This window comes from Wenyingzhuangia sp. IMCC45574, from assembly GCF_054182685.1.
Genome location: NZ_CM135169.1, coordinates 3,390,175 through 3,403,780, shown reverse-complemented (window position 1 = coordinate 3,403,780; position 13,606 = coordinate 3,390,175). Strand labels below are relative to the sequence as shown.

The 13,606-nt window shown below is 33.2% G+C and carries 15 protein-coding genes and 1 other RNA gene; 7 read left to right on the top strand and 9 right to left on the bottom strand.

All coding sequences use genetic code 11. The annotated features are described in order from the left end of the window. Window positions 1–66 precede the first annotated feature (66 nt). The 5 genes from ACXHHC_RS14515 to ACXHHC_RS14495 form a co-directional block, all read right to left on the bottom strand. A complete protein-coding gene (locus ACXHHC_RS14515; RefSeq protein WP_458227089.1) occupies window positions 67–1,362 on the bottom strand; it encodes a hypothetical protein in 1,296 nt (431 codons plus the stop codon). A gap of 94 nt (window positions 1,363–1,456) precedes the next feature. Further along, entirely contained in the window at window positions 1,457–2,164 is a 708-nt protein-coding gene (gene truB / locus ACXHHC_RS14510; RefSeq protein ID WP_458227088.1) for a tRNA pseudouridine(55) synthase TruB, read from the bottom strand. A gap of 123 nt (window positions 2,165–2,287) precedes the next feature. Continuing rightward, entirely contained in the window at window positions 2,288–3,082 is a 795-nt protein-coding gene (locus ACXHHC_RS14505) for an undecaprenyl-diphosphate phosphatase (RefSeq protein WP_458227087.1), read from the bottom strand. A 21-nt stretch (window positions 3,083–3,103) separates the two neighbouring features. Then, on the bottom strand, window positions 3,104–3,340 hold the full coding sequence (locus tag ACXHHC_RS14500) for a DUF3098 domain-containing protein (protein WP_458227086.1): 237 nt from the start codon (window positions 3,338–3,340) through the stop codon (window positions 3,104–3,106). Between the two features lie 3 nt (window positions 3,341–3,343). Beyond that, complete coding sequence (locus tag ACXHHC_RS14495) at window positions 3,344–4,222, bottom strand: cell division protein FtsX (RefSeq protein WP_458227085.1); 879 nt, start codon at window positions 4,220–4,222, stop codon at window positions 3,344–3,346. A gap of 274 nt (window positions 4,223–4,496) precedes the next feature. Between ACXHHC_RS14495 and rbfA the strand changes: the two genes are divergently transcribed. Both rbfA and ACXHHC_RS14485 read left to right on the top strand, forming a co-directional pair. Then, a complete protein-coding gene (gene rbfA / locus ACXHHC_RS14490) occupies window positions 4,497–4,892 on the top strand; it encodes a 30S ribosome-binding factor RbfA (protein WP_458227084.1) in 396 nt (131 codons plus the stop codon). A gap of 12 nt (window positions 4,893–4,904) precedes the next feature. Continuing rightward, window positions 4,905–6,104 (top strand): ABC transporter permease, encoded by a 1,200-nt coding sequence (locus tag ACXHHC_RS14485; protein WP_458227083.1) that lies wholly within the window; start codon window positions 4,905–4,907, stop codon window positions 6,102–6,104. A 95-nt stretch (window positions 6,105–6,199) separates the two neighbouring features. Here ACXHHC_RS14485 and dusB read toward each other — a convergent pair whose 3' ends face one another. Beyond that, window positions 6,200–7,204, bottom strand: a complete 1,005-nt coding sequence (gene dusB / locus ACXHHC_RS14480) for a tRNA dihydrouridine synthase DusB (RefSeq protein WP_458227082.1) — start codon at window positions 7,202–7,204, stop codon at window positions 6,200–6,202. 100 nt (window positions 7,205–7,304) lie between these two features. After that, on the bottom strand, window positions 7,305–7,631 hold the full coding sequence (locus ACXHHC_RS14475) for a 2Fe-2S iron-sulfur cluster-binding protein (protein ID WP_458227081.1): 327 nt from the start codon (window positions 7,629–7,631) through the stop codon (window positions 7,305–7,307). Window positions 7,632–7,747: 116 nt separating this feature from the next. Here ACXHHC_RS14475 and ACXHHC_RS14470 point away from each other — a divergent pair, with 116 nt between their 5' ends. Beyond that, on the top strand, window positions 7,748–8,602 hold the full coding sequence (locus ACXHHC_RS14470; protein WP_458227080.1) for an RluA family pseudouridine synthase: 855 nt from the start codon (window positions 7,748–7,750) through the stop codon (window positions 8,600–8,602). A 69-nt stretch (window positions 8,603–8,671) separates the two neighbouring features. Here ACXHHC_RS14470 and ffs read toward each other — a convergent pair. Beyond that, window positions 8,672–8,770: signal recognition particle sRNA small type (gene ffs, locus ACXHHC_RS14465), an RNA gene on the bottom strand. 141 nt (window positions 8,771–8,911) lie between these two features. Here ffs and ACXHHC_RS14460 point away from each other — a divergent pair. Genes ACXHHC_RS14460 through ACXHHC_RS14450 form a run of 3 tightly spaced genes read left to right on the top strand, consistent with a single transcriptional unit; the run spans window position 8,912 to window position 12,173 of the window. Next, entirely contained in the window at window positions 8,912–9,427 is a 516-nt protein-coding gene (locus ACXHHC_RS14460) for a DUF4199 domain-containing protein (protein WP_458227079.1), read from the top strand. 6 nt (window positions 9,428–9,433) lie between these two features. Then, window positions 9,434–10,387, top strand: coding sequence for a glycosyltransferase family 2 protein (locus ACXHHC_RS14455; protein ID WP_458227078.1), 954 nt, complete (start codon window positions 9,434–9,436; stop codon window positions 10,385–10,387). A 58-nt stretch (window positions 10,388–10,445) separates the two neighbouring features. Continuing rightward, the gene (locus ACXHHC_RS14450) at window positions 10,446–12,173 is read left to right on the top strand and encodes a phospho-sugar mutase (protein ID WP_458227077.1); all 1,728 of its coding nucleotides are present in this window, start codon (window positions 10,446–10,448) and stop codon (window positions 12,171–12,173) included. Between the two features lie 59 nt (window positions 12,174–12,232). Here ACXHHC_RS14450 and ACXHHC_RS14445 read toward each other — a convergent pair whose 3' ends face one another. Continuing rightward, window positions 12,233–12,772: a Smr/MutS family protein gene (locus ACXHHC_RS14445; RefSeq protein WP_458227076.1), complete on the bottom strand. Its 540-nt coding sequence runs from the start codon at window positions 12,770–12,772 to the stop codon at window positions 12,233–12,235. Between the two features lie 78 nt (window positions 12,773–12,850). Here ACXHHC_RS14445 and ACXHHC_RS14440 point away from each other — a divergent pair, with 78 nt between their 5' ends. Next, complete coding sequence (locus ACXHHC_RS14440) at window positions 12,851–13,483, top strand: hypothetical protein (protein WP_458227075.1); 633 nt, start codon at window positions 12,851–12,853, stop codon at window positions 13,481–13,483. The last annotated feature ends 123 nt before the right edge of the window (window positions 13,484–13,606 follow it).

The window sequence follows — 13,606 nt, the reverse complement described above, 5'->3', positions numbered from 1 at the left end:
TGAAAAAACAACAAAAGAACACAATACCAAACCTAAACTTATTATTTTTTTCATATTTCCTTTTTATTATTCAACTCTAAAAACAATTGGTAAACTAAATTTTAAATTTACAAACCTATAATCTACATGAGCAGGTATAAAAGTTGGTGCCTTATTTAAAACCCCTGTAACATATCTTTTAACTAATTTTTGATTTTTTTTAGCTCTTACTTTTACATCATCTACCTCTCCATAGACATTTATTTTAAATATACATGCAACCCTATGAACCTGTGATGAATTTGAAGAATCTAACAAACTAGCCAGATATTTTGTGTCAACATTTTTAGCAAAGAACTTATTTAGCGTAGCGCTAAACTCTTTTTTATGGAATTTATTTCCTTTCTTCTCCTTTCTATTCTGCATTAATAAAACAGGCTTTAAATTAGTTCCATTAATATAGGGCAGTGCTCTTTCTGTATAATTCTTATCTATCTTTTCTTGCGTTAACTTTTTATATTTTTTTCCTACTAATTGCTTTTTTTTACTAGACCACACTTTCCAATCACCAACCTTTTCACTTTTAAATAAGTAGCCCATGCTTCTTAAATCTCCTTCTTTATTGTACTCCAAAAATCTACCATTAGGAATACTATCCTTATAAGTAGTTACCGTTTTACCTATAAACTCACCTTTACATATAAGCTCATCTATAAAAAAGTCTATGTCTTGACCTTTTCCGTTATTCAAAACAACTTTTCTAGCTACAGTGCCATCATTCTTATAAATATTAGATACCCAAAATAGCTTTCCTTTGTTATATTTTTTTTCTTGTAATAAGAACCCATTCGGATAAAATACTTTAATATCTCCATGGTTCACTTTATCTTCTCCATAGTTCATGTACTCAACTTTTGCTCCATTTAAATATTCTCGATACCCCTTACCAATCTTAAGAAACTCATCGTAGTAATAATCCCCTGTTACATTGCCATCAATATCATAATACTTAGACTCAATTACTACCCCATTATCATTATACAAAACCTCACCAATTAGATTCCCTTTATAATATTTCTCCCACTTTCCAGACTCCTTCCCTTTTTTAAAACTTCCCTTTTGTAAATAATCTCCTTCGGGATCTTTATATATCCAACTCCCTGTTTTCTGACCATATTCATACACTCCAGAAACCACTAAATCTCTTTTGTAATACTCTTTATAGTCACCATGTCTGGTTCTATCATGTTTTTCTAAAACGGTATAGACTTTCTTTGTCTTTTTATAAACGTCAGGATACTCAACTATTCTTTTAACTGCTAAATCTTGACCTAATATTGCCACGCTAAAAAAGAATGTAAATAGAATTGTTATTGGTTTCATAGTATTTTTTTGGTTTCTCAAATATAACTTTTAAAACAAAAAAAGAGTCATACTATAGTATGACTCTCTGTATAATGTTTCAATTTTAAATATTTTATTTCTCTTCAGAAACTAGCCCAAAATCTTCTAAAAATTCAGTAACTGAGATGCCGTCATCAACACTAAAATCTCCAATTTTAGTTCTTCGTAAAGCTGATAAGTGTGAACCCGAATTTAAAGCCAAGCCAAAATCGTAAGCTAGCGATCGGATATACGTTCCTTTACTACAAGCTACTCTAAACTCCACATTGAGTCCATCTATTTTGGTAATCTCAAATTCTGAAATCGTAACTTTTCTAGATTTTATTTCTGTAGTTTTTCCTTCTCTGGCTAACTCATACAAACGTTTTCCTTCTTTTTTAATAGCCGAAAAAATGGGGGGGGTTTGATCTATCTCTCCTACAAACTGTTTCGTTGTTTCGTATATTAACTCCTCCGTAATATGTTCTGTTGGATAGGTCTTATCTACCTCTGTTTCTAAATCGTAACTTGGTGTGGTAGCTCCCAAAGTAATAGTACCTGTATACTCTTTATGTTGTGCTTGATAAGTTTCTATTTTCTTGGTAAACTTACCAGTACATAAAATTAACAAGCCTGTAGCTAAAGGATCTAAAGTACCTGCATGTCCTACTTTTATGTTTTTTATACCAAAGTGTTGCTTTATTACCCAACGAAGCTTATTTACAACCTGAAATGATGTCCAGTGTAGAGGTTTGTCTATCAACAACACCTGCCCATCCTTATACTCCTCTAGTGTTTTCATCTAGTTTGATTTAAAATATAATTTAGCCTTTATTTATCCATTATAACGCATCTTAACTCCGCTAGATGACCTAAATGGCTAATAAGTTGTGGCTGAAATAATAAATAATATTCTTCCCAATCTCTACTTTGCGTATGTATACACAATAGCAATAACCCCTACAATAGCACAGTAAATTGAAAAATAAATTAGTTTACTTTTTCTTACCAAAGCAATCATCCACTGACAAGCTAGTAATCCCGCTAAAAAAGCAGCAACAAAACCAGCTCCCATAGGGATAGCTTCTTCAGTTGTAAAATGAATATCTCCTCCTAAAATATCTTTTGCAATCTTTCCAAAGATCAATGGAATTACCATTAGAAAAGAAAATCTTGCTGCTTTGCTTCTATCAATCCCCAATAATACCGAGGTAGAAATAGTAGCACCAGAACGAGAAATACCTGGTAACATAGCTATTGCCTGCGAAATCCCTACAATAATAGATCCTCCTACAGAAACATCTTTATCCGTAGTTTTAGCCTTATCTGCAAATAATAAAAGAACTGCAGTAACAATTAACATAAACCCTACAAATAGAATATTTCCTCCAAAAAATGCTTCCAATTGTTTTTCAAATAACAACCCTACAACCACTGCTGGAATCATAGACAATACAATTTTTACGCAAAACCAGAACTCGTCATTGTTCTTAAACTGAAACAAACCTTTTAAAATTTGACCAATATCTTTTCTAAAAATTACAATGGTACTTAACGCCGTTGCAAAGTGTAAAACTACCGTATAAGTTAAACTCTCTTCTGGAACAGAAGTATCGCCTAAAATAAACTTTGCTAGCTCTAAATGTCCACTAGATGATACAGGTAAAAATTCAGTTAATCCCTGAATAATCCCTAAAATAATTGCTTGAATAATTCCCATGTTGATTGTTGATTTATTTCTTTATTTGGTTGGTTTTGCTAAAATTGCCCAGATTTCTATTCCAAATCCTATTAACACTAAAGTAGGTGCAATACGAATTCTTCTAAAATTATACATTGCTTCATTAAACACCTCTGGATCATCAGATCCACCACCAGACATTAAAACAAATCCCACAGCAATTACTATCAACCCTATAATCATTAATTGATAGTTTCTTTTTCCAAACACAAAGTCTTGTGCAAATTTTCCTTTCATATCTTATATATAAAGTTGATCGGTTTTTAACCTTAAAAAACGTTGCGTTGCTAAAAACGAACTAAACGCGGTAATTACAAAGGCTACCACAAAAACTCCGCCAATAACAATCGACAATACTTCAATATCTTCTAACAGTGCCAAAGCAGGTAACTTACGATCTACCTTATAACACAAGCCTAAAATAATTGCCGATGCTAAAAAAGCTCCTATCAATCCTAAACGCACACTTGCCCATATAAAAGGCTTGCGAATAAATGATTTGGTAGCTCCCACCATTTGCATGGTTTTTATCGTAAATCTCTTTGAGTATATTGACAATCTAATAGAACTATTAAGCAATAAAATAGCGATAAAAGCAAGTACAGAAGCTCCTACAAACAACCAAAATCCTATTGCCTTAATATTTTTGGTTAACAAATCTACCAAAGGAGCATCGTAAGCTGCCTCGGTTATAAAAGCATTTTCTTCTAGTTCTCTTGTAATGTAAATTAACTTTGCTGGACTTACAAAGTCTGCTTTTAGCTTAATTTCGTAAAAGCTCTTTAATGGATTGTCTCCTAAAAAAGTTAAAAAGTCCTCGCCTATCTCTTTGCTAAAATCTTTTGCTGCTTGCTCTTTTGATACAAAATTGATGGTATTGATATATTCTTTCTTTTGCAAGAAGGCCTCCAACCCTTTTTTATCTGTGGCTTTTAAATTGTTCTTAAGAAACAAGGTCACAGATACCTTCTCTTTAAAATAACCACTTAAACGATTGTACTTTAAAACGGTTAGACCTAAAAAACCAACCAACATTAATACCAACGTAATACTAAGTACTACAGATAAGTACGAAGCTTTTAAACGTCTTTTTTGGTATTTTTCAAAAGATTTGGACATGTTTACGTCTTTCCTAATTTTGTGTTGCAAGGTAGTATTTAGCGATTAACTATGCAATTTTCATTTGCTTTATCAAACAAGCTTTAAGTTGTAGGTTATAGGCTTAAACCTTAACACAATTCTTAATCTTTATCCATCCGTTTGTTAGTTGATTCGTGCATCTATTTATTTGAAAAAGACAAACCTAAGAATGAAAGCAGAAATTCTATAGCACAATGTTGATATTGCCAATTGTACATTGCAAATTGTTAATTGCAAATCGTATCTTTGCAACATGGAAGAATCTAACAGACAGAAGAAAATTGCAGGAGTAATTCAGAAAGATTTAGCAGAGGTATTACAAGCCGATGCTAGAAATGGAATGATGGGGGTAATTATTTCCGTTTCTAAAGTACAAGTAACTGCAGATTTGGGACAAGCAAAAGCTTACTTAAGTGTATTCCCTTCGGATAAAAGAGACACCATTATTAAAGCAGTAACAACTAATACACCTGCTATTCGCCATGAATTAGCACAACGTACCAAACACCAACTAAGACGTATGCCCAACTTATTGTTTTATGGTGACGATACTTTGGACTATATAGAAGATATAGACAATTCTTTACAAGGGAAAGATAAAAACCCTATTGAGAATCCTGAGATTTTAGACAAACGTAAAAAATCTTAACCTACACTCCTTTTGAAGTTTCCTTTATATATTGCGCAACGATACATTAAGTCTAAAAGTGGTAACAACATTATAAACATTGTTACAATTTTAGCTTGTTTGGGAGTAGTAGCGGGAACCATGGCATTGTTTATTGTATTGTCGGTTTTTTCTGGAATTAAAGATTACAGTTTAACTGTATTAGAAACTAATACACCAGACATACGAATTCAACCTACAAAAGGAAAAACTTTTGAGGTAACAAAAGACCTACTAACACAACTAGAACAAAGTCCTTCGGAAATTGTGTACTCACAAATACTAGAGGAACGTGCTTTTTTTAAAAATAAAGAGAAAGAAGAAATTGCTATTGTAAAAGGGGTAGACTCGCTTTTTAATAGCGTAATTCCTGTAGACTCCTTACTAATTGTTGGCGAATGGTTTGCACCAGAAAGCATTAATTCTTGTATTGTTAGCTACACCATGTATCGTCAGCTAGACTTAAATGTATACACAGATCGACTAGATACTTATGTGCCAAAAACAGGAAAAGGGTATATCAATAATCCTAAAAATGCCTTTAGAAAAGTACTCCCACAACTAATAGGTGTATTATCTGCTCCTAACGAAGAAGATAGCAAATACATATACACACCATTAAGTCTAAGCCAAACTTTATTAGGCAAGAAAGAAAACGAGGTGAGCTATATTGATATAAAAGTTATGAATTCAGATGATATAACTAAAACCACCTCTTACCTAAAAAGTATATTTCCTGATTTTAACATTTTAAGAAACGAGGAAATCAACAGCTCTTTTTACAAAATCCTAAACTCAGAAAAACTAATTGCTTACTTGGTGTCTTTATTAGTGGTTATGATGGTATTATCTAACACCAGTGGAACCATTATTATGGTAATTGTAGACAAGAAAAAAGACATTAGAACTCTGTTAAATATTGGAGCTCCAATTAAAAAAGTCCGTCGAATTTTCGCACTCTACGGATTCTTACTAAACCTAATAGGTATGTTCGTTGGAATAGTATTAGGTTACTTAGCGGTACAAGCTCAAATATCATTAGAACTAATTATGATAAACCCAAGCATTGCCTATCCTGTTGCTTTTGAATGGCAAAATGTATGGGTGGTTTGCATTACCATTGTAACTTTTGGAGCCCTGGCTAGTTTGTTAGCAAGCGGTCGAATTTCTAAGAGGTTTGTGCAAAAGCAGTAGCTTTTGAGTACGTAGTACAAAGTAGTCAGCACATGGTTTGTTTATTAATTTCAATTAAAAAACTTAATACTCTATACTAACTACTCAATACTATATTAACGTTGCATAAAATTCTCTACGTTCCCAAAACGCTCTATGATTTCGTCCATCACTCCAAAAACACCTGCAGCAGTATCTTCGGTTACCAAACGATTTCTATATTCTTTTACATCACGAATTCCCTTAAAGTAGTTTGCATAGTGACGACGGGTTTCCATTACTGCCTGACGTTCGCTTCCTTTCCAATCAATCTCCATTTGTAAATGTCTACGAGCCACCTCTACCCTATCTGCAACAGAAGCAGAAGGCAAATGTTCTCCAGTAGCAATAAAGTGTTTTACCTCTTTAAAAAACCAAGGATTTCCAATACTCGCACGACCAATCATACAACCATCTAACCCATAATCATCGCGCATTTCTACTGCACGTTCTGGAGTATTTACATCTCCGTTCCCAAATACAGGAATGTGCATTCTTGGGTTGTTTTTAACCGCAGAAATACGAGTCCAGTCTGCATCTCCTTTATACATTTGCGCACGCGTTCTACCATGAATAGAGATTGCAGCACAACCTACATCTTGCAAACGCTCTGCTACTTCTTCTATCATTATAGAACTTTCGTCCCATCCTAAACGAGTTTTTACCGTAACAGGTAAGCTGGTATGTTTCACCATGGCATCGGTTAACTTTACCATTAAATCTACATCCTTTAAAATTCCAGCACCAGCTCCACGGCTTACTACTTTCTTTACAGGACACCCAAAATTAATATCAATAATATCTGGCTTAGAAGCTTCTACAATTTCTACAGTACGCAACATAGACTCCAAGTTGGCACCAAAAATCTGAATTCCAACAGGACGTTCTTTTTCGTAAATATCTAGTTTCTTAACACTTTTGGCTGCATCTCTAATCAGTCCTTCAGAAGAAATAAACTCTGTATACACAACGTCTGCACCTTGTTCTTTACACAAAGCTCTAAAGGGAGGATCACTAACATCTTCCATTGGAGCCAACAATAAAGGAAACTCTCCTAACTCAATATCACCAATTTTCACCATAATCTTCTGATTTTAAACTCAATTTAAAGGCTTGCAAAGATACAAAAAGTCCTCCTTAAACTCAATTAAGGAGGACTTCTAAATTTATTTGTTCTGTAAATTAAACTTCCGATTCAGGAGCCAATTCAATTTCTAATCCATCTAACTCCTCTGTAATAGGAATTTGACATCCCAAACGAGAGTTATCCTCTACATAAAATGCCTGATCTAACATATCTTCCTCAGCATCTTGCATTTCGGGTAATTGATGATCTGACAATACATAACACTGACAAGAAGCACACATTGCCATACCTCCACAAGTTCCTTCTACTGGCAACTCATAAGCCTTACAAAGTTCCATTAAGTTCATAGCCATATCTGTAGGGGCTTGTAACTCGTGAACAACTCCTTCTCTATCTTTAATTTTTACTGTAATATCAGACATAATCTTGTTTATTTGACTGTGTTGTCGAAAATTAGGTCGCAAATATACAACCTATCCTGTAATAATTAAAAAATTACGTTCACATATTTGCTCTAAATGTAGTAGTTTCGTCATTCATGAAAGTCATAGAATCTCACAAAGCATTAAATACTTTACAACCTCAACGTTTGTCCGATTACGCTGTGGGTATTTTTGCTAGTATCCCAAGTAAAGCTGGAATTAAAAAAGCGATTAAAAAAGGCTTAGTTCTAGTGGATGGTAAACGTGGGGTTTCTGGTCAATTTATTTCTGGTGATGAACTTATAGAACTATTAGAAGATGAAAATCTTATCAAAAGAAATATAGATTTAAAATTAGATGTTCTTTTTGAAGATGATTATTTAGCGGTTATATACAAACCAGCTGGCTTATTAGTTAGCGGAAACAAAGCCAAAACAGTAACCAACGCATTAGAATTTAATTTAAAACCCAGTTCTCAGGCCAATGTAGTAAAACCGCAACCTGTACACAGATTAGATTTTGCTACGAGCGGACTGTTGTTAATTGGTAAAACCGCAGATAGTATTAGAGAGTTGGGAAGGTTATTTGAAAATAAAACGATTCAAAAAAACTACCTAGCCGTTACACAAGGTAAAATGCCACTAGAGGGAACCGTAAATTTCCCTATTGATGAAAAAGAAAGTATTTCTGAATACCGAGTTTTACAGTCTATACCTTCTGAAAAATATGAATTTTTAAATTTAGTAGAGTTTAGTCCTAAAACAGGTAGAACACATCAGTTAAGAATTCACTGTGCACACTTAGGCACTCCTATACTAGGAGATACTACCTATGGTATAGAAGGAAAAATATTAAAAGGTAAAGGGCTTTACTTACATGCTTTTTCTTTAGAGTTTCTACATCCGTACACCAAAGAAACACTACATGTAGAAAAAGAACTTCCTAAAAAGTTCCGTCACTTATTCTCTTAAAAACACAAAATCCATTAGTTAAAAACTAATGGACTTTATATAGATAAACTTCTATTTTTCAAGAATAAAAAAAGGCAAGCGACCTACATCGCACCGCTACAACCAAGTACCCTTGCTGCGTTCCCGCCCTGGGGGATTCCAAGGGAGCTAGTCGTGTAGGACTTGCCGGCTGCAAATGTACAACCTTAATAGAATTCTCACAACATTTAGCACATCATTTTTTTACATTCAATTCATCTTATTGTAACAGGGTGTTTTAGCACAATATTTGGTTATATTTGCCTTCAAAATAATATCATCTTTTTATTAATGAATTCATTTTTTAGTACCAAACCCGTCTTAAAGTTCGGATTGATTTCTGGTTTTTTAATCGTTTTAAACCAACTTATCATATATGCAGTAACAGGTAATAATCCTTATTTAGGAGAACAAACCTCTATTTTTTCTGCTTTAGGCCTTCTAATTCCTGTAGCAGTAATTGTTTTTGCAATTATATATTTAAGCAAACACAGTAGTTTTGAAAGTTTTGGTCACGTTATAAAACCGGGGCTTGTTATTGGGTTCTTAACTGCCTTTGTTTACATTGTTTACTCTCTTTTATTTATCTACAATATTGAGCCAGATACCTTGGCTAAATTCGAAGAAATGAACAGAGAACGTTTAATTGCAAGTGGAACAATAGACAAAGAAGAAGATCTAAAAAATGCGATTCAGTTAGCAAACAATGCTTTTATTCCTGGTACCATATTATTTAGTTTAGCAGTAAACTTATTTATAGGTTTCTTAACAGCAGTAATTACTGCTATATTTGTTAGAAATAAATAATTCTCCATGCAGATTTCCGTTGTTATACCTTTACTAAACGAGGCTGAGTCTTTACCGGAATTACACCGTTGGATTGTTTCTGTAATGAAGCAAAACAATTACAGTTACGAAATTGTTTTTGTTGACGATGGGAGTACTGACGAATCTTGGGAGGTAATTAGGCAATTACAACAAGAAGACAGCAATGTAAAAGGTATTAAGTTCTTAAAAAACTTTGGAAAGTCGCAAGGACTAAATGCAGGATTTAAGAAAGCCGAAGGAGACGTTATTATTACCATGGATGCTGACTTGCAAGACAGCCCAGAAGAAATTCCGGGATTGTACAACATGGTTACGCAAGAAGGTTTTCATATTGTAAGTGGATGGAAAAAGAAACGTTACGATTCTAAAATCCGTAAAAACATTCCTTCTAAGCTGTTTAACTGGGCTGCCAGAAAAACATCTGGTATAGAATTAAATGATTTTAACTGTGGTTTAAAAGCTTACCAAAAACAAGTCATTAAAAATATAGATGTAACAGGAGAAATGCACCGTTACATCCCAATATTGGCTAAAAACGTTGGTTTCACAAAAATTGGTGAAAAAGCAGTACAGCATCAAGCAAGAAAACATGGAGTTACCAAATTTGGTATCGATCGTTTTACCAATGGTTTTTTAGATCTAATTACACTATGGTTTTTATCTAAATTTGGAAAAAGACCCATGCACCTTTTTGGCTTGATAGGAACTTTTATGTTTTTAATTGGTTTAGGAGTTGCTTTTTATCTAGGAACTGAAAAACTGATTACCGTTTTCTATTACCACCAACCAGCAAAATTAATTACAGACACCCCTCTTTTTTACATTGCATTAACCTCTATGATACTTGGAACACAGTTGTTTATTGCAGGGTTTATAGGAGAGATGATTTTAAAAAACAGAAAAATAACACATTTATATTATACAGAAAAAGAAATATAAATTGATATTATATATATTTACGCTTTAACAAAACCAATAACCTATATCGATTAATACTATGGTAAATCCAGAAATTATTGAAGCATCAAAGCTATGGTTGACACCAACTTTTGACGCTGAAACTCAAAATGAAATTCAAGATTTAATAGACAACAACCCTGAAGAATTAACAGACCGTTTCTATAAAAACATGGAGTTTGGAACCGGAGGAATGCGTGGGGTAATGGGTGCTGGTACTAATAGAATTAACAAATATACTATTGGTAAAGCTACTCAAGGTTTGTCTAATTTTTTATTAGCAAACAACACTACTAAAGATGAATTAAAAGCAGTTATCGCGTATGACTGCCGTAACAATAGTAAAGAATTTGCAAAAATAGTTGCAGATGTATTTACAGCAAACGGAATTAAAGTTTTCTTATTTGATGACTTAAGAACCACTCCAGAATTATCTTTTGCGGTACGTTACTTAGGATGTGATGCAGGTATTGTATTAACAGCCTCTCACAACCCACCTGAGTACAATGGTTATAAAGTATACGGATCTGACGGATGTCAAATTACACCTCCTACAGATGGAATGGTAATTGACGATGTAAACAAAGTAAACTTTGAAGATATTAAGTTTGAAGCAAATGACGACTTATTAACATATATTGGAGAAGAAGTAGACAATGCTTTCCATACAGCTTCTGTTAAACACGGAGCATTTGTAGATGGAACTAAAGACCGTAAAGATGTAAAAATTGTCTTTACTCCTTTACACGGAACTTCTGTAATGTCTGTACCAGCTGTATTAAAAAAAGCAGGATTTAGCGATGTTAACATTGTTAAAGAACAAGAAGAACCAAACGGAAACTTCCCTACAGTTAAGTCTCCAAACCCAGAAGAAACAGAAGCTTTAGAAATGGCTACCAACATGGCTAACGAAATTGGAGCTGATATTTTAATGGGAACAGATCCTGACAGTGACCGTTTAGGTATTGCTGTAAGAGATTTAGACGGAAACATGAAGTTGTTGAATGGTAACCAAACCATGATTTTAATGACCGACTTCTTAATTCAACAAAAGAAGAAAAACGGAGGACTAAAAGACAACCAATTTATAGCTACAACTATTGTATCTACAGAAATGTTAAAAACATTGGCAGACTACTATGGTTTAGAAACGGTTATTACTTTAACTGGTTTTAAATGGATTGGAAAATCTATTGCAGACTTCCCTACCAAAGAATTTATTGGAGGTGGTGAAGAAAGTTACGGTTATATGATTGGTGACTTTGTACGTGATAAAGATGCTGTTACTTCTTGTTTATTAGCTTGTGAAATGGTTGCCCATGCAAAAGCAGAAGGAACTACTTTGTACAAAAAATTATTAGACATTTACGCTAAACACGGATTCTACAAAGAATCTTTAATCTCTATCACTAAGAAAGGGATGGATGGAGCTGCTCAAATTCAACAAATGTTAGTTGATTTTAGAGAGAACCCAATGAAAGAAATTGTAGGTTCTAAAGTTGCATACATTTGCGATTACCAATCTTCTATAAAGAAAAACGTTCTTACCGGTGAAGAAACTGCAATTGACATGCCTAAATCTAATGTATTAATTTACCATACAGAAGACGGAACTAAAGTTTGTGTAAGACCTAGTGGTACAGAACCAAAAATTAAGTTCTACTTTGGTGTTAAAGGAGAATTAAACAGTATAGACGAGGCTGTAGAGGCTGAAGCTAAACTAGATCAAAAAATACAAGATGTTATTACTGAGTTAAAATTAAGCTAGTTAATAACATACTTACCCAAATAAGAAGAGCTTACTATTAATAGTAAGCTCTTTTTTATTTAAAACGAAACCTCTGTAGCTCCCAATCCATATTTTTGATAAGATGCATCTTCATATCTAAGCGAATATCTATTAAACATTCTATACAACTCTTCCCTTAAAACGCCTTCTCCAACCCCATGAATAAATACTATTTTAGGAATTCTATTTTTAATAGCAAACTCAACCTTGTGCTTTGCAGTATCTAATTGTTTGTTTAAAATATCTGCGTTTTGCATGCCCGAAATAGACTTTACCAGTTTTTCTATATGTAAATCTACCTCCATTACAACCCCGTATTTTTCTTGTTTTGATTTTTTTGAACTTCTTTTAGGAGATTCAACCAAATGCTCTTTCTGGCGAAGCATCTTGTTATTTATATCAGAATACTTGCTAAGTTCAGACTGCTCAATCTCTATTAAGATTAACTGGTCTTGCTGGTAAGGAATTTCAAAACCATGTTCATCTAGCACAAAAACTTTGTCTTGTACTATTTTAACAACACTCCCCTTACCTACACTATCCTTGATCAATACGTTATCGCCTATTTTAAGTTTCATTTTTACTTAATTATATATTAACATTTGATTATCTATCACTCTATATATTTGTTTCTTAATAAGAAAGAGTATGCGCTGATGACAACCATTCAAAAAAACTACGTAAAAGATATATTTGAAAAAGCTATTAAGAACACAAATTTAGCTAATAATAGAGAAATCTTGTTAGAAAAAATTGCAAATAAAATAGCCGACACAATCAAAGAAAAAGGCAATGTAAATATCAATTTTATTTGTACCCATAATTCCAGAAGAAGTCAGTTTTCACAAATTTGGGCTTATTATGCAATGGAATATTTTGGCATTGATACTGGAAATAGTTTTTCTAGCGGTACTGCAGTTACAGCGTTTCACGGAAACACAATAAAAGCCTTAGAACATTGTGGTTTTAAATTCAGTTTAGAAGAATTTAGCCATAAAAACCCTAAGTATATTATTAACTATAAAGGAGCCACAAAAGAAGTACTCGGTTTTTCTAAATTGATAGAAAACGAAATAAACCAATCTCCTTTTATTGCAATTACTACATGCGATCATGCAGACAAAAACTGCCCTGTAATTATAGATGCAGAAGAACGTTTTCATTTACCATATGCAGATCCAAAAACTAGCGATGGAGCATCAGATCAAAAAGAAACTTATATTAACAGCTCAATGTTAATAGCCGGAGAAATAGGATTCATTTTTAAAAAAGTGAAAGAACAATTGTAAAATTTGCTACACAGAAAAAGAAAAAAGGTTTCATATATGAAACCTTTTTTCTTTTTTATTGTTTATATAAAAACTCTTTTAATACTTTTGAGTAACACCCTATTGTTAAGTAAAAGATATTAT

Excerpts from the sequence above, each read along its gene's own strand:
- ACXHHC_RS14455 (WP_458227078.1), top strand. The coding sequence starts at position 9,434 with ATGCAGATTTCCGTTGTTATACCTTTACTAAACGAGGCTGAGTCTTTA.
- ACXHHC_RS14505 (WP_458227087.1), bottom strand. The coding sequence starts at position 3,082 with ATGGGAATTATTCAAGCAATTATTTTAGGGATTATTCAGGGATTAACT.
- ACXHHC_RS14445 (WP_458227076.1), bottom strand. The coding sequence starts at position 12,772 with ATGAAACTTAAAATAGGCGATAACGTATTGATCAAGGATAGTGTAGGT.
- rbfA (WP_458227084.1), top strand. The coding sequence starts at position 4,497 with ATGGAAGAATCTAACAGACAGAAGAAAATTGCAGGAGTAATTCAGAAA.
- ACXHHC_RS14440 (WP_458227075.1), top strand. The coding sequence starts at position 12,851 with ATGACAACCATTCAAAAAAACTACGTAAAAGATATATTTGAAAAAGCT.
- ACXHHC_RS14475 (WP_458227081.1), bottom strand. The coding sequence starts at position 7,631 with ATGTCTGATATTACAGTAAAAATTAAAGATAGAGAAGGAGTTGTTCAC.
- dusB (WP_458227082.1), bottom strand. The coding sequence starts at position 7,204 with ATGGTGAAAATTGGTGATATTGAGTTAGGAGAGTTTCCTTTATTGTTG.
- ACXHHC_RS14495 (WP_458227085.1), bottom strand. The coding sequence starts at position 4,222 with ATGTCCAAATCTTTTGAAAAATACCAAAAAAGACGTTTAAAAGCTTCG.
- ACXHHC_RS14500 (WP_458227086.1), bottom strand. The coding sequence starts at position 3,340 with ATGAAAGGAAAATTTGCACAAGACTTTGTGTTTGGAAAAAGAAACTAT.
- ACXHHC_RS14515 (WP_458227089.1), bottom strand. The coding sequence starts at position 1,362 with ATGAAACCAATAACAATTCTATTTACATTCTTTTTTAGCGTGGCAATA.
- ACXHHC_RS14460 (WP_458227079.1), top strand. The coding sequence starts at position 8,912 with ATGAATTCATTTTTTAGTACCAAACCCGTCTTAAAGTTCGGATTGATT.
- truB (WP_458227088.1), bottom strand. The coding sequence starts at position 2,164 with ATGAAAACACTAGAGGAGTATAAGGATGGGCAGGTGTTGTTGATAGAC.
- ACXHHC_RS14450 (WP_458227077.1), top strand. The coding sequence starts at position 10,446 with ATGGTAAATCCAGAAATTATTGAAGCATCAAAGCTATGGTTGACACCA.
- ACXHHC_RS14470 (WP_458227080.1), top strand. The coding sequence starts at position 7,748 with ATGAAAGTCATAGAATCTCACAAAGCATTAAATACTTTACAACCTCAA.